This is a genomic window from Actinoplanes siamensis (assembly GCF_016862395.1).
Lineage (GTDB): Bacteria > Actinomycetota > Actinomycetes > Mycobacteriales > Micromonosporaceae > Actinoplanes > Actinoplanes siamensis.
The window spans coordinates 38632-60063 of sequence record NZ_BOMW01000065.1 but is presented as its reverse complement, the minus strand read 5'-3'; the positions used below and the strand labels follow the sequence as shown (position 1 = coordinate 60063).

At 70.2% G+C, this 21432-nt stretch carries 22 protein-coding genes and 1 tRNA gene; 17 read left to right on the top strand and 6 right to left on the bottom strand.

Going from position 1 to position 21432, the window contains the following annotated elements:
• The first annotated feature begins 160 nt into the window (after nt 1–160).
• The gene (locus Asi03nite_RS30540; RefSeq protein ID WP_203683956.1) at nt 161–1576 is read left to right on the top strand and encodes a hypothetical protein; all 1416 of its coding nucleotides are present in this window, start codon (nt 161–163) and stop codon (nt 1574–1576) included.
• A 31-nt stretch (nt 1577–1607) separates the two neighbouring features.
• Here the strand turns inward: Asi03nite_RS30540 and serA are convergent, their stop codons facing one another.
• Together serA and Asi03nite_RS38650 are read right to left on the bottom strand one after the other, a co-directional pair.
• On the bottom strand, nt 1608–2825 hold the full coding sequence (gene serA / locus Asi03nite_RS30535) for a phosphoglycerate dehydrogenase (RefSeq protein ID WP_203683955.1): 1218 nt from the start codon (nt 2823–2825) through the stop codon (nt 1608–1610).
• 532 nt (nt 2826–3357) lie between these two features.
• Complete coding sequence (locus tag Asi03nite_RS38650; RefSeq protein WP_275409508.1) at nt 3358–3483, bottom strand: hypothetical protein; 126 nt, start codon at nt 3481–3483, stop codon at nt 3358–3360.
• 402 nt (nt 3484–3885) lie between these two features.
• Between Asi03nite_RS38650 and Asi03nite_RS30530 the strand changes: the two genes are divergently transcribed.
• From Asi03nite_RS30530 to Asi03nite_RS30500, 7 genes are all read left to right on the top strand, one after another.
• The gene (locus Asi03nite_RS30530) at nt 3886–5319 is read left to right on the top strand and encodes a HEPN domain-containing protein (RefSeq protein WP_203683954.1); all 1434 of its coding nucleotides are present in this window, start codon (nt 3886–3888) and stop codon (nt 5317–5319) included.
• Between the two features lie 151 nt (nt 5320–5470).
• Complete coding sequence (locus tag Asi03nite_RS30525) at nt 5471–5689, top strand: hypothetical protein (RefSeq protein WP_052164059.1); 219 nt, start codon at nt 5471–5473, stop codon at nt 5687–5689.
• On the top strand, nt 5673–6191 hold the full coding sequence (locus Asi03nite_RS30520) for a DUF6879 family protein (protein WP_203683953.1): 519 nt from the start codon (nt 5673–5675) through the stop codon (nt 6189–6191). The genes Asi03nite_RS30525 and Asi03nite_RS30520 overlap by 17 nt, the downstream gene beginning before the upstream one ends.
• Nucleotides 6172–7023 (top strand): helix-turn-helix domain-containing protein, encoded by an 852-nt coding sequence (locus Asi03nite_RS30515; RefSeq protein WP_203683952.1) that lies wholly within the window; start codon nt 6172–6174, stop codon nt 7021–7023. Before Asi03nite_RS30520 ends, Asi03nite_RS30515 begins: the two co-directional genes overlap by 20 nt.
• 214 nt (nt 7024–7237) lie before the next feature.
• A complete protein-coding gene (locus tag Asi03nite_RS30510) occupies nt 7238–7504 on the top strand; it encodes a hypothetical protein (RefSeq protein ID WP_203683951.1) in 267 nt (88 codons plus the stop codon).
• Between the two features lie 93 nt (nt 7505–7597).
• The gene (locus Asi03nite_RS30505; RefSeq protein WP_203683950.1) at nt 7598–7846 is read left to right on the top strand and encodes a hypothetical protein; all 249 of its coding nucleotides are present in this window, start codon (nt 7598–7600) and stop codon (nt 7844–7846) included.
• Nucleotides 7843–8157: a tyrosine-type recombinase/integrase gene (locus Asi03nite_RS30500; RefSeq protein WP_203683949.1), complete on the top strand. Its 315-nt coding sequence runs from the start codon at nt 7843–7845 to the stop codon at nt 8155–8157. Before Asi03nite_RS30505 ends, Asi03nite_RS30500 begins: the two co-directional genes overlap by 4 nt.
• Nucleotides 8158–8247: 90 nt before the next feature.
• On the opposite strand, the gene Asi03nite_RS30495 is transcribed toward Asi03nite_RS30500, so the two are convergent.
• Nucleotides 8248–8323: transfer RNA gene (locus tag Asi03nite_RS30495), tRNA-Arg, on the bottom strand.
• 13 nt (nt 8324–8336) lie between these two features.
• A complete protein-coding gene (locus tag Asi03nite_RS30490; protein WP_203683948.1) occupies nt 8337–9416 on the bottom strand; it encodes an alpha/beta hydrolase in 1080 nt (359 codons plus the stop codon).
• 188 nt (nt 9417–9604) lie between these two features.
• Between Asi03nite_RS30490 and Asi03nite_RS38645 the strand changes: the two genes are divergently transcribed.
• From Asi03nite_RS38645 to Asi03nite_RS30445, 9 genes are all read left to right on the top strand, one after another.
• A complete protein-coding gene (locus Asi03nite_RS38645) occupies nt 9605–10312 on the top strand; it encodes a single-stranded DNA-binding protein (protein ID WP_203683947.1) in 708 nt (235 codons plus the stop codon).
• 236 nt (nt 10313–10548) lie between these two features.
• Entirely contained in the window at nt 10549–11007 is a 459-nt protein-coding gene (locus tag Asi03nite_RS30480; RefSeq protein WP_203683980.1) for a hypothetical protein, read from the top strand.
• Nucleotides 11008–11060: 53 nt separating this feature from the next.
• The gene (locus Asi03nite_RS30475) at nt 11061–12017 is read left to right on the top strand and encodes a cobalamin biosynthesis protein (RefSeq protein ID WP_203683946.1); all 957 of its coding nucleotides are present in this window, start codon (nt 11061–11063) and stop codon (nt 12015–12017) included.
• Complete coding sequence (locus Asi03nite_RS30470; RefSeq protein ID WP_203683945.1) at nt 12014–13540, top strand: cobyric acid synthase; 1527 nt, start codon at nt 12014–12016, stop codon at nt 13538–13540. Before Asi03nite_RS30475 ends, Asi03nite_RS30470 begins: the two co-directional genes overlap by 4 nt.
• 102 nt (nt 13541–13642) lie before the next feature.
• Nucleotides 13643–14722, top strand: a complete 1080-nt coding sequence (locus Asi03nite_RS30465; protein WP_203683944.1) for a M48 family metallopeptidase — start codon at nt 13643–13645, stop codon at nt 14720–14722.
• A gap of 19 nt (nt 14723–14741) precedes the next feature.
• A complete protein-coding gene (locus tag Asi03nite_RS30460) occupies nt 14742–16088 on the top strand; it encodes a dipeptidase (protein ID WP_203683979.1) in 1347 nt (448 codons plus the stop codon).
• An 18-nt stretch (nt 16089–16106) separates the two neighbouring features.
• Nucleotides 16107–17585, top strand: a complete 1479-nt coding sequence (locus tag Asi03nite_RS30455) for an FAD-dependent monooxygenase (RefSeq protein WP_203683943.1) — start codon at nt 16107–16109, stop codon at nt 17583–17585.
• A gap of 29 nt (nt 17586–17614) precedes the next feature.
• The gene (locus Asi03nite_RS30450; protein WP_203683983.1) at nt 17615–17908 is read left to right on the top strand and encodes a hypothetical protein; all 294 of its coding nucleotides are present in this window, start codon (nt 17615–17617) and stop codon (nt 17906–17908) included.
• A gap of 535 nt (nt 17909–18443) precedes the next feature.
• A complete protein-coding gene (locus Asi03nite_RS30445; RefSeq protein ID WP_203683942.1) occupies nt 18444–19970 on the top strand; it encodes an ATP-dependent DNA ligase in 1527 nt (508 codons plus the stop codon).
• Here Asi03nite_RS30445 and Asi03nite_RS30440 read toward each other — a convergent pair.
• Nucleotides 19965–20417 carry a hypothetical protein gene (locus tag Asi03nite_RS30440; protein ID WP_203683941.1) on the bottom strand — a complete coding sequence of 151 codons (453 nt, stop codon included), beginning with the start codon at nt 20415–20417 and terminating at the stop codon, nt 19965–19967. The two genes, Asi03nite_RS30445 and Asi03nite_RS30440, sit on opposite strands and share 6 nt — an antisense overlap.
• A gap of 10 nt (nt 20418–20427) precedes the next feature.
• A complete protein-coding gene (locus Asi03nite_RS30435; protein WP_203683940.1) occupies nt 20428–21417 on the bottom strand; it encodes an SURF1 family cytochrome oxidase biogenesis protein in 990 nt (329 codons plus the stop codon).
• Between the last annotated feature and the right edge of the window lie 15 nt (nt 21418–21432).

Below are 21432 nucleotides of genomic sequence, written 5' to 3'. Positions count from 1 at the left end.
TTTCCGTGTTCTCCTGAGGGCGCCACGTGACGGCGCTGCTGGGGAGAGGACACCGGCCGTGGACCGTACCGTGATCGACGGTGAAACGCGATCATCGTCATCTTTGCCGTCTTCGTCCGGTTCGTCATCCTCGTCTTCCTCCTCTTCTTCGGACTTGGCTTTGAGCGAGTTGCCGCAGCGACGCAAGGGTGAACGGGACCGGACCTATCGGCGGCCTCCGGCGGAGGAGACCGCCGGGACGCAACCGGACGGGGTGCCGGCCAGCAGCTGGTTCGCCGATGCCGGGTCCGCGGCGCCGGCGGCGCCGGAAACGGCCGCGCCGGCCCCTCCCGGATCCGGGGCCGGCTCGACGACCGGCCCGGTGTCCGGGCCGGCCGGGCCGCCGGAGTTCGGGCCGGCTTCGCCCGGTGGGCCGGGGCGGACCTCGTTCGGGTTCAGCGCCGGGCCGATCAGCGGAAACCGGCCGCTCGGCGAGCAGGACGACTCTCCCGGCGCGTCCACCTCCGGGGGACCGTCCTCCGGTGCCTTCCCGGTCGGCGGGTCCTCCGGTGGCTTCCCGGTCGGCAGTTCTTCGCCCGGCGGGCGGGACGACTCCGGGGGATGGCCGGCCGCCGGCGCCGACCCGGGCGGGCTGCCGATCGTACGAACGAATCCGGTTGACGCCGCACCGCACCCACCCGCCGCCCGGCAGCGGTCCGGGATGGACGCCGGCCTCTCCCTGCGGGAACGGGCGACCTGGGCGGACACCCTGGACGTCCCCCGCGACATGCCGCCCGGCGCCGCGGCCCCGGCGGTCCGTGCCGCGCCGCTCGTGCGGCCCCGGCGGTCCCGGACGGTCACTGTGGGCATGGCCGTGCTCGGCACGATCGCCGTGCTGGTGATCGCGCTGACCGGGGTGGTCTTCTACTCCGGCCCGGACTCCCGGATCAACGAGATGCTGAACCTGGGCGGCCGGACCGCCACCGCCGCGGCCCGGCTGGTCACCGCGCCGCTCAACGGGCGCACCAAGGCGGCGTTCGAGATGCTCGCGGCGAGCGACCGGCTCCGGGTCTCGGTCACCGACATCGGGGACGACCTGTTCCGGATCAGCACGCCGGACGACTCGCCGGTGCTGCCCAGCCCGCAGCTCACCGACGACGGGGTGCGCCTGCAGGTGAGCCGGGAAGGCGGCGGGACGGACGCCCAGGTCGACGTCGTGCTGTCCGCGCGAGTGCGCTGGACGCTGCGCTTCTCCGGCTACGCCACGGAACGTGCGGTGGACCTGGGCGACGGCCAGGTGGTCGGGATCGAGATCGTCGGCGGGACACGGCGGGCCGTGCTTTCCCTGTCGAAGGCGACCACCACCGTGCCGGTGAAGATCACCGGCGGGGTGGACGAGCTGACCGTGCGGGCGCCGGCCGGCAGCCCGGTGCGGGTCAAGGTCGGCGGAGGCGCGACGACTGTCACCGCGGGCACCCGCACGCTGCGCAACGTTGCCGCCGGCTCCACGCTGACCCCGAAGGACTGGAACACCTCGGGACGCTACGACGTGGAGGCGGCCTCGAAGATCACGCTGCTGAGCGTGGAGGCGGGCTGAGCCGGGGGCCGCACGACCCCCGGCTCCCGGGTCAGGACAGCACGCGCAGGCGGACCGTCTGCTCCATGGCCCGCAGCTGCTCCAACACCGAGTCGCTGTACCCCTTGCCGATGTCGGTGATCAGGTACCCGTACTCCCCGCGGGTGCTCAGCAGCTGACCCTCGACGTTCACGTTGTGCTCGGCCAGGATCCGGTTGACCTGGGCCAGCACGCCCGGCGTGTTCAGGTGGACGTGCACGATCCGGTGCAGGCCGGGCTGCTCGGGCAGCACCACGCCGGGCAGGTTCACGCTCAGCGTGGTGTTGCCCTCGGTGAGGAACTTGGCCAGCTTGTTCGCCACGAAGCCGCCGATGTCCGACTGCGCCTCCTCCGTCGAACCGCCGATGTGCGGGGTGAGGATCACGTTCGGCAGGCCGCGCAGCTCGGAGAGGAACTCGTCGCCCCGGCCCTTCGGCTCCTGCGGGAACACGTCGACCGCGGCGCCGGCCAGGTGGCCGCTGCGCAGGGCGTCGCGCAGCGCCAGGTGGTCGACCACGATGCCGCGGGACAGGTTGAGGAAGAGGCTGCCCTGGCGCATCCGCGCGAACTGGTCGGCGCCGAAGAAGCCGGCGTTGCCCGGGCGGCCGTCCACGTGCAGGGTGACGATGTCGCTGATCTCCAGCAGCTCGTCCAGGCTGGCGCAGCGGTGCGCGTTGCTCAGCGCCAGCTTGTCCGCGGTGTCGTAGAACGAGACGGACATGCCCAGGTTCTCCGCGAGCACCGACAGCTGGGTGCCGATGTTGCCGTAACCGACGATGCCGAGCCGCCGGCCGCGGATCTCGTGCGCGCCGTCCGCCGACTTGTCCCAGACACCGGCGTGCATCAGCGAGTTCTTCTCGGTGAGGCGGCGGGTCATCGCGATGATCTCGGCGATCGCCAGCTCCACCACCGAGCGGGTGTTGGAGAACGGCGCGTTGAAGACGGCCACGCCGCTGGCCGACGCGGTGGCCAGGTCGATCTGGTCGGTGCCGATGCAGAACGCGCCGATCGCCACCAGGCTGTCGGCGGCCTCCAGCACCTTCGCCGTGACCTTGGTCTTCGACCGGATGCCCAGCAGGTGGACGCCGGAGACGCGCTCGATCAGCTCGGCCTCGTCGAGCGCGCTGGAAACGGACTCGACCTCGAAGCCGTCCTCCTCGAGCCGGGACACCGCATCGGGATGGATGCTCTCCAAAAGCAGGACTCGCGCCTTGGGCTGGTCGATCATCATCTTCCGTTCCATGTTTCGGTAGGCCGCCGGGCCTAGGTCGGGCCGCCCGGGCCGCCACGCCGAAGCCCAGTTCCACAGGGCGTCAAGCGTAGTCCCCTCGGCGGTGACGGTCGGGGCGGTATGGGGGAGGTCCCAACAGCCGGTCTGCTGCTGGGGTCCACCGGCTGTCGTCGCCGGTCGGTCTCGCGGACTTCTGTGACGGGGCACGGGCGGCCCGGTGGCCGCCTCCTGCTCTGGTGCAACGCCTGACGCGGGATCGTGGCAGCGCCATCCGCGAGGGGAAACAGAATTTCTCGCCGATGGGATGCCGGGCCACTGGGTCGGACGGCCTCCGCGGGGGCGCGGCTGACCGGTGCTGGGCGCGGCTGGCCGGTGCTGGGCGCGGCTGGCCGGTGCTGGGCGCGGCTGGCCGGTGCTGGGCGCGGCGACCGGCGCTGGGTCCGGCGACCGGTGCTGGGCGCGGTACAAGGTGGACGGCGAGCCGGTAGCGCTGATGTGCGGCTCGACGCCCGCCTGCCGGGCCTGCGGTCGGCTAATGCCGGGTGCCGGTTCCCTCGTGGTGGCGGGCCCGGCACTGGGCGCGGGCCAGGGTGTGACCGAGCAGCACACCGGCCACCAGAGCGACCGCGGCGACGGCGAACAGCAGGCTGGCGATCATGCCAGGAGGATACTGCCGATCACCTGCGGTGAGGACGCTCCTCGAACCGGCTTCGAGAGAGCACAGCGCGCCCGGCAGCATTCGAACCTGCGACCTTCGGAGTAGGAGACCTGCCGGGCAAGCTGGATCATCAGACCTAATCGATCATCATCGTGAGCAGGGAAGACCCCCGGCACGGGAGGCGGCTGAATCAGCCGCGATCAGTCTTGATCATCAGCGTTAACACCCGCGACAGGTAACAAAGCAGGTAACCGGCGTGATAGCAGCCGAGATGTTGCCACAGTTGCCGAGCCGTTGGTTGTAGCGCCGGCAGACCGTATGGGATGAGGTTTGCCTGTCCCCAGCTCAATTCATCCTTTTCGTTGATTCGTCATGGAGCGACAAAGGCTAGCATCGCAAGGTATGCAGGCTTTTGATTCTACCGGCGAATTTTGGCTTCCGAGTCCGCACGGTGTTAAGCGGTACGGCCGACTCGTGTTTGACCCAATTGAGGGAGCCACCCTGACCCTTGCCGACCCCCTTGTTGAACGCAGGGCTAATGGGGAAGAGTATGAGAAAGAGGGGGGTCAGCGCTCTCGTATCTTTGGCGTCATCGATCACGGCGGCGTCAGTGAGCCGGTGACGCTTATTGACTCCGTTCAAAACAATCGACGAAAGTATCGTCCGAACTTCCTTCTAGTTGGTGGGCATTTCGAGACTGATGAAGAGACGGCATTTGAGTCTGTTATCGTTCGCCTGCGTGACGCAGCCCCCTGGGTCAATAGGAAGGCAATAACTGTTGAGGTCGATTCGGCTGTTGAGGGAATGGATCGGCGTCAGGTTGTTTGTCGCCTCGATATGCCAGGGGAGAACCAGGCTAGATTCTCGCGAGGGGAGATCACTGTCGTATTCCACTGGTCTCGGGACGATGCTGAACTCGAAAGCTTCAAGGTTACATACTGGCCCGAATTTGTGATCGAGTACGACAAGATGACCTCACTCGCAGAGATCATCGAGGATGCCGGGCATCTGAATAGCTTGTCGTCGCTTTGTGTTGACCGCGCGGACGCCTTCATTAGCTTACGCGCCTACCGGAAAGATTTTCCGGAGGTCAGCATTAATGGAGAGCCATTCTATAATACGCGGCGACCTATAGAGCTGAAGGCTCGTATGCAGGAGCCGGGGCGGCAGCGAGAGGTGCGAGCATTGTCTTCCCATGACGTTATCGTTCCCTTAGAGGAATTCGGCGGTGTTCAGGCGATAGCAACCTGGTTGGATTGTGTTCCTGCTATTACTCCGATTGTGGGCTCACTGCTCACTATGCGGGCCCAAAGTATCTACAGTGAGAATAGGTTCCTGAACGTTGCGTCGGCCACGGAAGGACTCCACAGGGCACTCATCGGTGGCGGGGAATACATGCCCACGAAGGAATTTGACAAGCTGCGAAGAGCTATTCGGAGCCAGCTTATCCCGGATGTGCATCGCACATGGTTCAACAATTTGATGGTTCATGCCAATGACTTCAATCTTGATCGGCGCTTGAGGGATCTGGTTGCCGAGCTAGGAGATTTATCCGGTTACCTCGTCGGAAGTAATGTCGATTCGTGGGTGGCTGCCGTCAAGAAGGCTCGGAATAACCTGACACACCTCGATGAGTCTCGGCGGAAGTTCGATGGTGCGGATCTGTACTGGCTGGCCGAGAGCTTGTTCAATGTCACCAGGCTCTGCTTGCTCCTGCGTGCAGGGCTCGAAAAGCAAGGACTTCCGAAGATCGTTCAGCGTATTCATGGGTGGAGCGATGTAGGACGACTTGAACGCGCTGTGGACCGAATCGCGGGTTTGCCGCCGAGGGAGTAGGCGAAGCACTCGTGAGCGAGAAGCCTTGGCGGAGTAGGACGAGGCATTGCTGATCGGGGTCGAAAGACGTGAACGGTTGACTGTCGGTGACGGAGCGGCCACGATGGCGGAGCGCGCAACACCTCGCAACCCACGAGACAGGGAGCCGATCGTGCGCCTAACGTTCGTAGCCAAGGACCCGAACTCCAACCCCACGAACTCGCCGACCCTCTACCGGACTGACCGGGGTAGCTGGCTGGTGCAGGGCTTCGTGGTGACCGATCCCGACGCGCTGGCGGAGATGGACATTCCGGAGGGAGAGTCTGTGGTCGAGATTCCTGACAGGATGATCCAGTTCTTCACCGAGGAGGGTCGTGGCGTCGCTGGATGAGGCGGAGTTTGATCGCCTGCTCCGCACCTTTGAGAGGTCGTCAGACCACCTGGAGACGCGTGACGCCTACGGAACCGAGGTTGAGATTCCGTACATGGCCAAGTGGGCGGCTCAGGAACCGGATGACCTGAGTTGGCTGGATGACTGGTGTTCCACCCTGCGGAGCCATGTGGCCGCGGGCAAGAGCGTCCGTCGGGCTCGTGTGGTCTCTGAGCCGCTGAGCGATTACCAACTATGGAGTTTCAGCATCGCCGGCCCGATGGTGGCCGCTGGCGAGGACATCCGCTGGACTCCCCGCTCGCTGGTGTCGTCGCTGGCTCTCCCCGGAAACGACTTCTACCTGTTCGACGACCGGCTAGTGGTCTTCCTGCTCTATACCGGAAGCGGACTGAACGCCGGGATGGAGACTTCGACCGATCCCGCAGTCGTCAGCCTCTGCCGATCCGCCTTCGACGCGGTGTGGAAACTCGCGATCCCGCATCGTGACTACGAACCCAAGTAGCTCCGCCAAGCAGGCGCAACAGGCGCTCGGCGCCCGACTCCGTGAGATCCGCAGAGATGCTGGACTCACGGGTCGGGCGCTGGCTGCTGCGACGGGTCAGCACTACACCAGGGTGAGCAAGCTGGAGAACGGCGTCCAACAGCCGACCTCCGACGACATCCGGGACTGGTGTCGCGCCTGTGGGGCTGAGGCCGAAGCTCCCGATCTTCTGGCCACGTTGCGGGCTGTTGAGTCGGCGTACGTCGAGTTCCGCCGCCAGGCGCGAGCCGGCATGAAGCGGGTATTGGGCATCCGCGCTCCCACTCTTTACGAGGAGACGCGCCTCTTCCGGATCTACGAGCACAACGTGATCCCCGGCCTCTTCCAGACCCCCGACTACTGCGCCGCCATGCTGTCGTTCTGGAGTCGATTCCTCGACGCTCCCAACGACCTGGACGAGGCGGTCGCTGTCCGGATGGAGCGTCAACGGATCCTCTATCAGCGCGGCAAGCGGTTCGCCGTGATCCTGGAAGAGCAGGCGTTGAGAACCTGGTTCGGCGATGCGGATACCCAGGCCAACCAGCTAGACCGTCTGTTGACCGTCATGTCGCTCCCGACCGTGGCGCTCGGCGTGATCCCGCTGATGGTCGAGCGAGGAGCCGTGCCGTCGGCCGGGTTCTGGATGTTCGACAACCAGCTTGTGGCTCTGGAGACCCCGACCGCGAGCATCGAGGTCACTCAACCAAGTGAGATCGAGCTGTACGGGCGGATGTTCGAGAACCTTCACAACGTCGCGCTGTATGGCAAGCCAGCGAGAGACCTCATCACCCGCGTGGCCAGCGAACTGAACTGAAGCAACTATTCGCAACATCGTGGACCCGTGAGATCTCCCTTACCTAGCGTCTATCCCTGTTGCCAATGAGGGATGTGAACCATGGTGCTGATAGTCGCAGTGGCCTCGCTGGTCGTCGGGTTCGTCGGCGGCGTGCTCAGCTTGAAGGCGAAGAACCGTTGGTGTCCCGGCTGTGGGACGAGTCTTGCCTGCCTCGCCTGCGAGGAGGTGAACAGTGGATCACCGCGTTCAGTCCACGAAGCATGAGGTCTCGCCCGGCGTCGTCCTCAAGGTGAGCGTCATGGGTGGCTACTCGGTCGAACGAGAGGGCGACTACATCGGCTGGATCCACGCCGGCGTCGGCGACCGGTGGAGTGCCTACGTGAGGCGTCCCGGTACCAGCGGCGATCTCCTCGGCCGGTACGCCCAGGACGAAGCCGTGAAGGCCATCGTGACCGCCTGGGACGCTGGCGTTGCGCTCCCGAACGGATGCCGGGCATGACGGAAGCCTGAGTACCCGCCGGCCGTTCTTGTGCATGCCGAACCTTGTCCTGGCGTAGCGATTCTGCGGCGACGCGGGGTGACCCTGATCCCGATGATCACGCCCGCCATAGCCCGGACCTACCCGCACGGCCGGATGCACAACTGCTTCCACTTCATGTTGCAGAATCGCGGCGTGGTGGAGGTAGTCCAGTACCCGCCGCATCCGTATGAGGAATCGACGGTGGTGTACGACGACGCGGCCATGCCGTTGTGTGCGGTGTGCATGGGGACGCATGGGGTCCTGGACCATCTGATCCTGCCGCCGGGTGTGCGTAGCCTCCGTGGCTCACTGAGAGGATGAAGGCTCGAGCGGAGAGGCTCAGCCTCTCGGGGCTGGTCTTCAGTTCACCGCACCACCTGAACAAGTCGGAACGGGTGTGGGACCAGAGCAACTCCGCCAAGGCGCTCGCTCGGATCTTCATCGGGAGCGGGTTCCCTTGGGTCACCCCGCACACCCCTCGCCGTACGGTGGCGACGATCCTCGACCAGTCCGGCGTGCCGATCGCCACGATTGCCGACCAGCTCGGTCACACCGATCCGGCCATGACCGCCCGCGTGCACCTTGGGCGTGACCTCATGGGCGACAAGGCGTCGGTCGCGGCGTTCCTCTGATGCCGGAATACCAAAATAGGTAACAAAACAGGTAATCGGGTCTTGAGGTGGAGCATCATCAGATGCCCTCGCCCTGGTAGATCGAAGTTATGGCGCGCCCGGCAGGATTCGAACCTGCGACCATCGGATTAGAAGTCCGGTGCTCTATCCGCTGAGCTACGAGCGCTGGCCAGCACATACTAGGCGGTGGTGCCGGACTTGTCGTCCGCCTTGTCGCCCGTCTTCTCGACCGCCGTCTCGGCCGCCTCCAGCGCGGCCGCGCGGGCGCCCTGTTCCTCCGGCGCCGGCGGGACCTCGACCTGCGGCGTGCCGGGCGCCGGGAGGTACGCGTCGACCCATCTGCCCAGCTCGCGGAAGACCTCGGCGCGGACCTCCGGGCCGGACAGGGTGAGGTCGTGCTTGCCGCCGTTGAACCGGGCGATCGTCACCCGCGGCCCGAGCCCGGGCGCCCATCGGACGATGTGCTCGACGTCAAGCACGGAATCGGACACGTGGACGTCGTCGTGCCAGGCGTTTCCGCGGAATGTCCGGTCCGAGCAGGCGACCAGCACCGGCGCGTCGATGGCCAGGCCGGCCTGCAGCCGGCGCTGGCCGCGCCGGATGGCGGCGAGCCATCCCATCCGGACCGGGAAGCCGAGAATCGGCTTCCAGGCCAGGTCGTAGGACCATTCACCCTGGTAGTCCCGGTGCAGGCTCTGCCCGTAGAGGCCCAGGCCGCTGGTCGGCATTTTGCGGTACGGCGTACGTCCGGTGAGCGCGATCGCCACGGACAGCGCCGGTCGCCGCACCGCCCAGGGCAGGTTGAACTCGAAGAACGGACTGTTCAGGAACAGCCCGTCGACGATGCCCTGCCCGCGACGGGAGTGCGCCCACAGCGAGGTGATCAGCCCGCCCGTGGAGTGGCCGGTGACCAGCAGCTGGTCGTGGCCGTCCTGCTCGCGGACGATCCGGGCCGCCTCGTCCAGCTCCGGGTAGTAGTCGGTGAGGCTGCGGGCGAAGTTCGGCGTCTGGTGGGGGAGCAGGCTGCGGCCGTACTTGCGCAGGTCCAGGGCGTAGAAGTCCCAGCCGCGCTCGACGAAGAAGTCGGCCAGGTGGGTCTGGAAGAAGTAGTCCACGAAACCGTGGACGTGCAGCACCGCCCGGCGGGCCGGACGCTCGGCGCGCCGCCGCACGAGTGTGGCCACGACCGGCCCCTCGTCGTCGGTGCCCAGCTCGATGGTGTGCCGTTCGTACGGCGAGCCCAGGACGTCGATCTCCACCCGGACAGGTTACCCGCGGGTATGCGGGGGTGCGCCATATCAGATCCACCACTGTTCCGGGCCCTCGTCCACATTCCCGCGCCGTCCACAGGGAGATCCGCACGCCGGCGCCGTCCGGGCCAGGCTTGCCCGGTCCGCCGCGCCCGGCTCGCACCGGCCGCGGCATTCGACGACACGAGGAGAGATCAGTGTTCGACACAACCGTCACCGTCGTCGGCAACGCGCTGGCCAAGCCGGAGTGGCGCCGCACCAAGGAGTCCGACCTGCTGGTGGCGAACTTCAAGATCGCGTCAACGGCCCGCCGGTACGACCGGGAGAAGCGCTGCTGGGTGGACGGCAACACGCTGCGGATCCGGGTCTCCGCCTGGCGCAAGCTCGGGGAGAACGTCGCCGCCTCGATCGGGGCCGGCGACCCGGTGATCGCTTTCGGCCGGGTCTACAGCCGGGACTGGACGGACGAGGACGGCAACCGCCGGGTCTCGTACGAGATGGAGGCGCACGCGGTCGGGCTGGACCTCGCGCGGGGCCGGGCCCGGTTCTACCGCAACCCGCCGTCGGCCACCGCGGCCGTCGAGGACGCCGAGGCCGAGTCGAGGATCGCCGGTGAGGCGGCCGAGCTGGTGACCGACGTGCCGGTCGGGTTCGGCGACGGCCTGCCCGAGCCGCTGCCCGGCGAGGCCGAGCCGGAGTTCCTGGAGGTGGTGGCCGGGCTGATGGAGCCCGATCCGGCGGACCCCGGGGCGCCCGTCCTGGATCCGGCCGGCCCGGAGGCGCCCGTCCTGGATCCGGCGGACCCGGAGGCGCCCGCCCCGGAGGAGCCGGACGCGCAGCCGGAGCCGGCGACCGCGGAGGTGCGGCGCCTGCGCCGGCCCAGGCGGGAGCCGGTGGCGGCCTGAGACTTTACCGGTAGCCGCCGCCCCGGAGGGTCTTTCCCTGCGGACCCGACGGGGTGGCCGGCGCCCGGCGGCCCGGCCGTACCGGGGTCCGAGGCCGGGCCGCCGGCTGCCGGCCGGCTCGGTGGACGAGCCGGCTCCCTCGATCGGGATGGGCCGATCGGGCGGCTTTCCCGGGCCGCCCGGCCGAGCGGCCCGATTGGTCTCAAGACAACCCCAACCGGCAGACTGAAGCGGTGATGCTGAAGGACATCCGTGCCATCGCCGACGAGACGATGGTGCTAACGCCCGAGGATCAGGATGCCGAGCAGGCCAACACCAGCTGGTTCGGCGCGCCACCGCACGAGCGCATGGGCACGTCTGCCGACGAGGTGGTGGCCGCCTTCGAGGAGACCGCTGTCGCGTTGCGGGACCAGGTGGCCGCCTCCGGCCACCGGGGCACCGCGACGTTCTACGTCTGGCACGACGCGGAGGCCGGCCAGCTGCGCTGCTCGGCCTGCACCCGGAAGCCGGGCGACCTGCAGTTCCCGGTCGCCTACCAGGTGACCGACGACTTGCACGCGATCGTGACCGAGTTCTTGGAGGACCGCGCGCCCGGATCGATCCAGTGGGGCGCGCTGGAGCCGGTGCCGTACCCGGAGGCCGAGCCGGCGACCATGGCCGTGTGGGCGTTCGACCTCACGCCGTTCGGCCGCTGAACGAACGCCGTTCGGCCGCTGAACGACCTGTCACACCCGAGGAGAGGAAGACCGTGCCGTACCGGTGGGCCGCGGACGCGGCCGGACTGATCGCCGGATATCTGCTGGACGCCGTGATCGGTGATCCGCGCCGGTTCCACCCGGTCGCCGGTTACGGCACGGCGGCCGCCGCGCTGGAGCGCCGGGTCTACCAGCCCCGGCGCCGGGCCGGAGCGCTGTTCACCGCGGTGGCGGTGGGTGCGCCGGCGTTGGCCGGGCTGGCCGCCGCACGGGCCACCCGGCGCGTCCCGGCCGCCCGGTTCGCGCTGACCGCCGCGGCCACCTGGGCCGTGCTGGGCGGCCGCACCCTGCGCGCGGAGTCCCTGGTGATGGCCCGGCACCTGGAGGCCGGTGACCTGGCGGCGGCCCGCGGGCGGCTCGGCCACCTCTGCGGGCGGGACCCGTCCGCACTGGACGAGCCGGAACTGGCCCGGGCCACTGTCGAGTCGGTTGCTGAGAACACGTCGGACGCGGTGGTCGCCCCGCTGTTCTGGGGCGCGCTGTTGGGGCCGGCCGGGCTGCTGGGCTACCGGGCGGCGAACACGCTGGACGCGATGGTGGGGCACCGGTCGGCGCGGTACGAGCGGTTCGGGACCGCCTCGGCGCGGCTGGACGATCTGCTGAACCTGGCGCCGTCCCGGCTGACCGGACTGCTGACCGTCGCGGTGGCGCCGATCGGCGGGGGGGCGCCGCGGGAGACGCTGCGGGTCTGGCGTCGCGATCGCAACGATCACCCCTCGCCGAACGCGGGACAGTGCGAGTCGGCGATGGCCGGGGCGCTCGGTGTGCGGCTCGGCGGCCGCAACGTCTATTCCGGACGCAGCGAGACCCGGCCGTTCCTGGGCGACGGGCCGCGGCCGTCGGCTGTGCACCTGAGGCGGGCGGCGCGGATCTCCGGGGCGGTGGGCGCGGTGGCAGTGCTGCTGGCCGCGGGCGCCGCGCTGGTCCGCTCCCGCGTGGGCTCGCGATGACCGGCGGGCTGCTGGTCGCCGGGACCACATCGGACGCCGGCAAGAGCGTCCTCACCGCCGGGATCTGCCGCTGGCTGCACCGCAACGGCGTCCGGGTGGCCCCGTTCAAGGCGCAGAACATGTCGAACAACTCGGTCGTGGTGATCGGCCCGGACGGCCGCGGCGGCGAGATCGGCCGCGCCCAGGCGATGCAGGCCGAGGCCGCGGGCCTCGCGCCGGACCTGCGGTTCAACCCGGTCCTGCTGAAGCCCAGCAGCGACCGGACCAGCCAGGTGGTCCTGCTCGGCGAGGCGGTCGACACGGTCACCGCGGGCAACTACCGCTCGCTGCGGCCCAAGCTCGCCGAGGTCGCCCACGCCACCCTGACCGAGCTGCGCTCCGCGTTCGACGCGGTGATCTGCGAGGGCGCCGGCAGCCCCGCCGAGATCAACCTGCGCGAGGGCGACTTCGTCAACATGGGCCTGGCCCGCCGGTTCGACCTGCCCACGCTGGTGGTCGGGGACATCGACCGGGGTGGCGTGTTCGCTGCCTTCTTCGGCACGCTGGCGCTGCTCTCCGCCGAGGACCAGGCGCTGGTCGCCGGCTTCGTGATCAACAAGTTCCGCGGCGACCTGGGTCTGCTGCGGCCGGGCAACGACATGATCGCCGCGGTCACCGGGCGCCCGGTGCACGGCGTGCTGCCCTTCCACCGCGACGTCTGGCTGGACGCCGAGGACTCCCTGGCGTACGGCACCACGCTGGGCCGTCCCGGCCCGCCGCGCGGCCGGGAGTGGCTGCGGGTCGCGGTGATCCGCCTGCCCCGGATCTCCAACGCCACCGACGCCGAGGCGCTCGCCGCCGAACCGGGCGTGCGGGTGCACCTGACCGTCGAGCCCGGTGACGTCGCCGACGCCGACCTGGTGATGCTGCCCGGTTCCAAGGCCACCGTCAGCGACCTGGCCTGGTTGCGCGAGACCGGCCTGGCCGGCGCGGTCGGCGCTCACGCCGCCGCCGGCAAGCCGCTGGTCGGCGTCTGCGGCGGATTCCAGATGCTCGCCGAGTCCATCCACGACGAGGTGGAGAGCGGCCACGGCACCGTGCCCGGCCTGGGCCTGCTACCGGTCGGCATCACGTTCGCCGCCCGCAAGACGCTGGCCCGCAGCGCCGGGTCGGCGCTGGGCGCGGCGGTGCACGGCTACGAGATCCACCACGGGCTGGTGTCGCGGGGCAGCCCGGAGCCGCTGCTGCGGTACGCCGACGGGCGGCCGGAGGGGGCCGTGGCCGGCCACGTCTACGGCACGCACTGGCACGGCGCGTTCGAGTCCGACGAGTTCCGCCGCCGCTTCCTGACCGTGGCGGCCGCGCAGGCCGGGCGGCACGGGTTCACCGTCGCCCCGGACACCCGGTACGCCCGGATCCGGGAGCGTGCGCTGGACGTGCTCGGCGATCTCGTGGCCGAGCACCTGGACACCGGGGCCCTGATGCGGTTGCTGGAGGAGGGTCCGCCGGCCGGGCTGCCGTTCGTCGGGCCGGGCGCCCCGTAAGGGTGCGACCCTGACGACAGCATTGCGTTCCGGGCGTACGTTTGGTCCGGCGCGGCGGTCGCCGCGCGGGGCCGGATGTGCCACGAGGACGGGGTGTGATCGATGACGACCGACGAGGAGAACCGACCGGTACGCCGCCGGGTGACGCTGACGGGCATCAGCTCGCGGGCCTGGGAGCATCCCGCCGATCGGGGCGCCCTGTCGGCCCTGCGTGAGCTGCGCGGCTTCGACGACGTGGTGAAGACGTTCTTCGGCATGTGGAACGAGCGCGGCTTCCGGCTCAGCTACCTGGCCGGCTCGATCCGTGTGGACCACCGGCAGTACCCGCGGGTCTACCAGCGCTTCACCGAGGCGGCCAGCACGCTGGACATCGCCGAGCTGCCCGAGCTGTACGTGACCCAGTCGCCGATCATCAACGGCTCGGCGATCGGCCTGGACAAGCCGTTCATCGTGGTCACCACGGGCGCGGTGGAGAGGCTCGACGACGACGAACTGCGCGCCATGCTCGGGCACGAGCTGGGACACGTGCGCAGCGGCCACGCGGTCTACAAGACCATCATGATGATCCTGACCAGCTGGGCGGCGAACATCAGCTGGATCCCGGTCGGCGCGATAGCGCTGCGGGCCATCATCGCGGGGATGCTGGAGTGGTGGCGCAAGGCGGAGCTCTCCGCCGACCGCGCCGGCCTGCTCGCCGGGCAGGACCCGGCCGCCTCGCTGCGGCTGTTGATGAAGCTGGCCGGCGGCGGGGACCTCTCGCAGATCGACACCACCGCGTTCCTGGAGCAGGCCGCGGAGTACGAGAGCGGCGGCGACATCCGGGACAGCATCCACAAGCTCGGGATGACGGCCTGGAGCACCCACCCGTTCCCGGTCGCCCGCGCCGCCGAACTGCGCAAGTGGATCGACTCGGGGGCGTACGCGGCGATTCTCGGCGGCGATTACCCGCACCGCGACTCGGACGGCGACTCGTCGGTCACCGAGGACGTCAAGGCGGCCGCGAAGTCGTACCGGGAAGATTTCGCCAATTCACAGGATCCGCTGGTCGGGCTGCTGCGCCGGGTCGGTGACGGCGCCTCCGACATGGCCGGCGCGGCGGCCGGCCGGGCGATGAACTGGGCGAGTGACGCGCGGCGGCGGGCCCGCGGTGACGGCGACGGCGGCGCGGGCGAAGCGGGCTGATTACGATCGGGAAATGAGCCTGACTGAATCCGAACTGCGCGCCACAATCGCGCAGCAGATGCCCGGTGTCCGCGCCGACCTGGAACGGCTGGTGCGGATCCCGGGCATCGCTTTCGAGGGTTTCGACCACTCGCACGTGGAGCGTTCCGCCGAGGCGGTCGCCGAGCTGCTCCGGGGCTGCGGCCTGGACACGCAGATCGTGCGGCACGGCGGCCAGCCCGCGGTGATCGGTCGCAAGCCCGCCCCGCCCGGGGCCCCGACGGTGCTGCTCTACGCGCACCACGACGTGCAGCCGACCGGCGACCCCGCCCTGTGGGCCAGTGACCCGTTCGAGCCGGTCGAGCGCGACGGCCGCCTCTACGGCCGGGGCGCCGCCGACGACAAGGCCGGCGTGATGGCCCACGTGGCCGCGCTGCGCGCCTTCGGCGACCGGCTGCCGGTGGGTGTGGTGGTCTTCGTCGAGGGCGAGGAGGAGTACGGTTCGGACTCCCTCGACGCGATCATCCAGGCTCACCTGGAGGAGCTGCGGTCCGACGTGATCGTGATCGCCGATTCCGGCAACTGGGACATCGGCCGGCCCGCGCTGACCACCTCGCTGCGCGGCCTGGTCAACCTGTTCGTCGAGGTCAAGGTGCTGAAGAGCGCCGTGCACAGCGGCATGTTCGGCGGCCCGGTTCCGGACGCGCTGACGGCCCTGGCCCGCGTGCTCAGCACGCTGCACGACGACACCGGCGAGGTGGCGGTCGGCGGCCTGGTCGGGCGCGAGGGCGCCAGCGTCGACTACCCGGAGGACCGGTTCCGCGAGGAGGCCGGGATGCTCGACGGTGTCCAACTGATCGGCCAGGGCACGATCACCGACCGGATCTGGACCAAGCCGTCGATCTCGGTGCTCGGCATCGACGCGCCGCGCACGCTGGAGGCCGCCAACGCCCTGCAGGCGACGGCCAAGGCCAAGATCGGTGTGCGGGTCGCCCCGGGGGACGACCCCAAGTCGGTGTACGCCGCGGTCAAGGGTCACCTGGAGAAGAACGTTCCGTGGGGCGCGCACGTCGAGGTGACCCTGGAGAGCGACGGCAGCCCCTCGGTGATCGAGGCGACCGGCCCCGGTTTCGAGGCGGCTCGCGCCGCGTTCCGCGCCGCGTGGGACGGGGCCGAACCGGTGGACATGGGCGTCGGTGGATCGATCCCGTTCATCGCCACCTTCCAGGAACTGTTCCCCGATGCGACGATCCTGGTCACCGGGGTGGAAGACCCGTACTCCGGGGCGCACGGCCCGAACGAGAGCCTGCATCTCGGCGAGTTCGAGCGGGTCTGCGTGGCCGAGGCCCTGCTGTTCAAGAACATTGCGGAGACCCTGACGAAGTGAAGTAGGACGGAGTCGCTGATGACCGAGCTGTCGTGTGAGGTCCTCGTGGTGGGCGCCGGCCCGACCGGCCTGATGCTCGCCAACTGGCTGACCCGGCTCGGAGTGCACGTGCTCGTGGTGGACGGCAAGGACGGCCCCACCCGCGAGTCCCGGGCGCTCGTCGTGCAGGCCCGCAGCCTGGAGATATACGACCAGCTCGGCATCGGCGAGGAGGTGCTGGACGCGGCCCGCCGGGCGGAGGCGCTGGCGCCCGGCACCGGCGCCCGCGTCTTCGGCCGGATCCCGCTCGGCGCGCTGGGGGACGGCGTCACGCCGTACCCCTTCATCGAGGTCCTCGAACAGAGCCGCAACGAGGAGATCCTCTACGACAATCTGTGCAAGCTCGGCGGCGACGTGATCTGGGAGACCCCGGTCACCGCGGTCACCCAGATCGACGACGGGATCCAGGCCAAGGTCGGCAACCACACCGTGCACGCCCGCTTCTGCGTCGGCTGCGACGGGACGAACTCGGCGGTTCGCAGGGCCCGCCGGATCGCGTTCGAGGGCAGCACCAACGCGCACCGGTTCTACGTGCTCGACGCGGCCGCGGCAGCCGGGCTGGTAGCCGACTCGGTGAACGTCCGACCCGGCGGGCGTGACTTCCTGCTGGCCTTTCCGATGTCCGGCCGGGACAACTGGCGTCTGATCGGCATCGTCCGCGACGAGGACGCCGACGGCTCGCTGGACGAGGAGGACGTACGCGCCCGGCTCCGCGAACGCTTCGCGGTGACCTACACGGGGGCGCGCTGGTTCGCCACCTACCGGGTGCACCACCGGGTCGCCGCGGCGTTCCGCGACGGCCCGTTCTTCCTGGCCGGCGATGCCGGTCACGTGCACTCGCCGGTCGGCGCGCAGGGCATGAACACCGGTCTGCAGGACGCCCACAACCTGGCGTTCAAGCTGGCCGACGTGCTCCGCGGCCGCCGCCGCGACAACTGGCTCGACCGATACGAGGCGGAGCGGCGCCCGGTGGCCCGCACGCTGGTCGCCACCACTGACCGGATCTTCCAGGCGATCACCTCGGACCGGCGGACCACCCGCGCGCTGCGCACCGCCCTGGTCCGGCTGCTGGCCCCGGTCGCGGTGCGCACGCTGCCCCGGGCGGCGGGCGGTTCCCGCCTGTTCCAGTACGTCTCGCAGGTTCGCATCCACTACCCGATCGGCCCGGAGGCGAACCTGCCGAATGGCCACCGCGACCCCGTCGTCGGCCGCCGGCTGCCCTGGTCAGGTGGCAATTTCGCGGTCCTGCGCACGGCCGACTGGCAGATCCACGGCTACGGCGGCGTCGAGGGCACCGAGGCGCCCGACCTGGGGCTGCCCGTGCACATCTTCCCGGCCGCGCCGTCGACGCCTCTTCAGCCCGGTTTGTTCTATCTTGTCCGCCCGGACGGTTTCGTCGCCGCCCGGGCCCGGCCCGCCGAGGCGGAGGTGAAGTTCCGGCACGCGCTGGCGGTGTGATCGGCGATCAATCCTGTTAGGATTCGAACATGCGTTCGATAAGTGCTGCTCCGTCCGGCACCGCGTCCCGGATCAAGCCCGCCGGGCCGCGCGCCACTCTGGATCGGCTTCGGACCCGTGATCGCATCGAGTCGATCGCACGGCTGCGCGCCGCGGTCCGGGCCATGGGGGACGTCGACGTCTCCGGGTGGGACGACACCACCCTCACCGAGCATCTGGACGAGCTGTCCCGGGCGTTGTGCGGACTCGACGCCGAGCTCACCCGCGTCGCCGAGTCCGTCCGCGCCAGAGGCTTCCGCATCGACGAGGCCCTCGCCGCCTAACCGCGAACGACGCCGGCCGCCCACGCCGGCCGCCCACGCCGGCCGCCCACGCCGGCCGCCCACGGCCTTTTGGCGGCCCTCATGGCTGGCCGGAAGGCGGGCGCCCGTGCCGCGGTCTCGCACCAGCCGTGCCGTGCCTCGCGCGGCTCTGCGTCGCGTGGCTGTTCTTTACGCCTACGCGTTCGCGGCCGCACGCGATGCCGTGGGTCCGGGCCGTCTTCGCGCTGCCGGGTTCTGGCCGGCTGTGAGACACGGCTCGGAGACACCTCTCACGGCCAGCTGAGGTCGTGACTGGGACCCGGCGGCCGACCCCCGGGATGTTTCGGGCGGGGCGAGGGGCTTTCGGCCAGTGGCGCAGGGGCTGGCTGCGGCTGGCCGCCGGGTTGACTGTGCTGGTTGGGGCTGGCCGCCGGGTTGGCCGTGGCTGGCCGCCGGGTTGACCGTGGCTGGCCGCCGGGGTGCGGGGTGTCCGGGGCCCGGTGAGTCGCTCGGCGGTGCTCCGGTGGGGCTGTGGGTGCGCGGTGAGGCTGTCAGGATGGGATTCGTGCGGTTCATCGACATTGCTGCCACCTCGGCCGCGGTCGCCCGGACCGGTGGGCGGAAGGCGAAGATCGAACTGCTCGCCGGGGCGCTGCGGCGGCTGGCGGACGACGAGATCGCGGCCGGGTCGGCGTATCTCGCCGGTGAGCTGCGGCAGCGCCAGACCGGGGTGGGGCATGCCGGACTGCGGGAGCGGCCCGCGCCGGCCGCCGAGCCGACGCTGACCGTCGGTGCGGTGGACGCGGCGATCGCCGAGATCGCGGCTGTCGCCGGGACCGGGTCGCAGGCGCGCCGGCGGCAGCTGCTCGGAGCGCTGTTCGCGGCGGCCACCACCGACGAGCAGCGGCTGCTGGTCGGGCTGTTCAGCGGGGAGCTGCGGCAGGGCGCGCAGGCCGGGCTGCTCGCCGAGGCGATCGCGGTGGCCGCTCAGGTGCCGGTCGCCGCCGTACGCCGGTCGCTCCTGCTCTGTGGTGATCTCAAGCAGGTCGCCGTCGCCGCGTTGACCGGCGGCGCTCCCGCGCTCGCCGGGATCGGCCTGCGGGTCGGGACGCCGCTCAGCCCGATGCTGGCGCAGAGCGCTCCGGACGTCGGCGCGGCGCTGCTGGCCACCGGCACGCCAGCGGTGGTCGACACGAAACTCGACGGTATCCGCATCCAGGTGCACCGGTCCGGCGACGAGGTGGCGGTGTTCACCCGCAGCCTGGACGACATCACCGAGCGGCTGCCCGAGGTGGTGGCCGCGGTCCGGGCGCTGCCGCTGCGCGAGGTGGTGCTGGACGGCGAGGCGATGGCGCTCGACGAGCGGGGCCGGCCGCGCCCGTTCCAGGAGACGTCCAGCCGCGCCGCCACGCGCGGAAAGTCGAATCCGCTCGCGCTGGTGCCGTACTTCTTCGATCTGTTGCATCTCGACGGCGCCGACCTGCTCGACGAACCTGGCCGGGTGCGCTGGGCGGCGCTGGCCGACGGGCTGCCGGCCGGGCTGATCGTGGGGCGCGAGACAGTGGGGACCGAAGAACAGGCGGCTGCCGCTTTCGCCGCGGCCGTCGGCGCCGGCCAGGAGGGGGTCGTGGTCAAGGCGCCCGATGCGTCGTACGACGTGGGCCGCCGCGGATCGGCCTGGGTGAAGGTGAAACCCCGGCACACCCTGGACCTGGTCGTGCTGGCCGTCGAGTGGGGACACGGGCGGCGCCGCGGCTGGCTGTCCAACCTGCATCTGGGCGCCCGCGATCCGCGGACCGGCGGGTTCGTGATGCTCGGCAAGACGTTCAAGGGGCTCACCGACGAGCTGCTGCGCTGGCAGACCGAGCGGTTCAAGCAGTTGGCCGTGGACGACGACGGCTGGGTGGTGCGGGTGCGCCCGGAGCAGGTGGTGGAGATCGCGTTCGACGGGGTGCAGACGTCGCCGCGCTATCCGGGCGGGGTGGCGCTGCGGTTCGCACGGGTGCTGCGGTACCGGGAGGACAAGACCGCGGCGGAGGCGGACACCATCGACGCGGTCCGGGCGATCGGCGGCGGGTTATAGGGCGGCCAGACTCCGTACGTAGTTGACCTGCTGGTTGATGGTGATCACCTCGTCCTCGTCGTGTACCGGGACGCGGGCGACGTACTGCTGCGGGCCGCTGGTGACGGTGACCTGGACCGTACCCTGCGGCGCCGACTCCTTGACCAGCAGGAGCAGCAGGCTCAGGCCGAGGGTGAAACAGGTGCCGGCGATTCCCGCGATCTTGGCCCAGAGCGGGGTACGGCGGTGGGTCACCCAGAACTCGTTCACCTGCCAGCGGGATCCGGCCAGCGGGAAGTCCCCGGCGGGGGTGCGGATCAGCGTGGAGGTGATCTCGATCTCGGCGATCTGCACGATCACCGGCCCGGAGGCGGCCGGCGGGCCGGCCGGGAATCGCGGCGGACCGGGCCGAGCGGGCGGGCCGGCCGGCGCGGGGGCGCCCCAGGGATCGTCCGGCGGGAAGGTCATGCCCGGGACATTAATCGGCGCCCTTGCGGGCCGCGAGGCGACGGTCCGCTTCCTCGACCCGGTCCACCGGTTTCTTCGCCTTCTTCGCGGCGGCGGCGGCAGCGCGGGCGGCGGCACGCTGGTCGGCCGCCGCGACGCGATCCCGGGGCCGGCCCGTGGCGGCGGCCTCGACCGGCTGGCTCACCGTGGCAGCGGCCGGAGCCGCGTCACCGGTGCCGCCCGGCTTCGGCCGCTCACCGGCCGTCACGTTCGCGCCGCGTGCCTCCCGGCGCGCCTGGTAGCCGTAGAGCACCAGCGCCATGACCGCGAACAACCACCACTGGACCGCGTACCCGCCGTTCTGCCAGGCGTCCTCGTGATCGATCGGGATCCGCGCGAAGGCCGCGTCGTTGGCCGGGGTCTGCTCGGTGAGCAGCAGGTATGCCCCGTACACCGGGAAGGGGAGTTCATCGGCCAGGCGAGACAGATTGATCCGGCGGGTGTCCAGCCGCCCGTCCCGTCGCTCGATCGGAGCAGGTCGGCTTTCCGACAGGTGAATCTGTCCGACAACGGTCACCTCGCCGGCAGGCGCGGCCGGCACCTGCGGCGCGGCCGTCGCCCCGCCGGTGGCCGGTGGCACCCAGCCCCGGTCGACCAGCACCGCCGTGCCATCGGCAAGCATCAGTGGCGTGAGGATCTCGAAGCCCACCTCGCCGTGCACCGTGCGGCCCCGCGCCTGGATCTCGTGGGCCGGGTCGTAGCGCCCGGTCACCGTCACCTTTGTCCAGGCCAACGCCTTGCCCGGGGACGGGCCGGCGTCGCCCTGCGCGGACGGCGCGGTGAGCTTCGCGGTGAGCGGGACGGCCTGCGCCGAGTCCGCCGCGTCGATCCGGCTGTTGATTTCGGAACGCTCGTGATACCGGCGGAGCTGCCAGTTGCCGAGCATCACCATGATCACCGAAGCGACCACGGCCAGGGCAGCAGCGGCCAGCCAGCGAGGAGTCAGCAGGAACCGGTACACCCCACGAGGCTACCC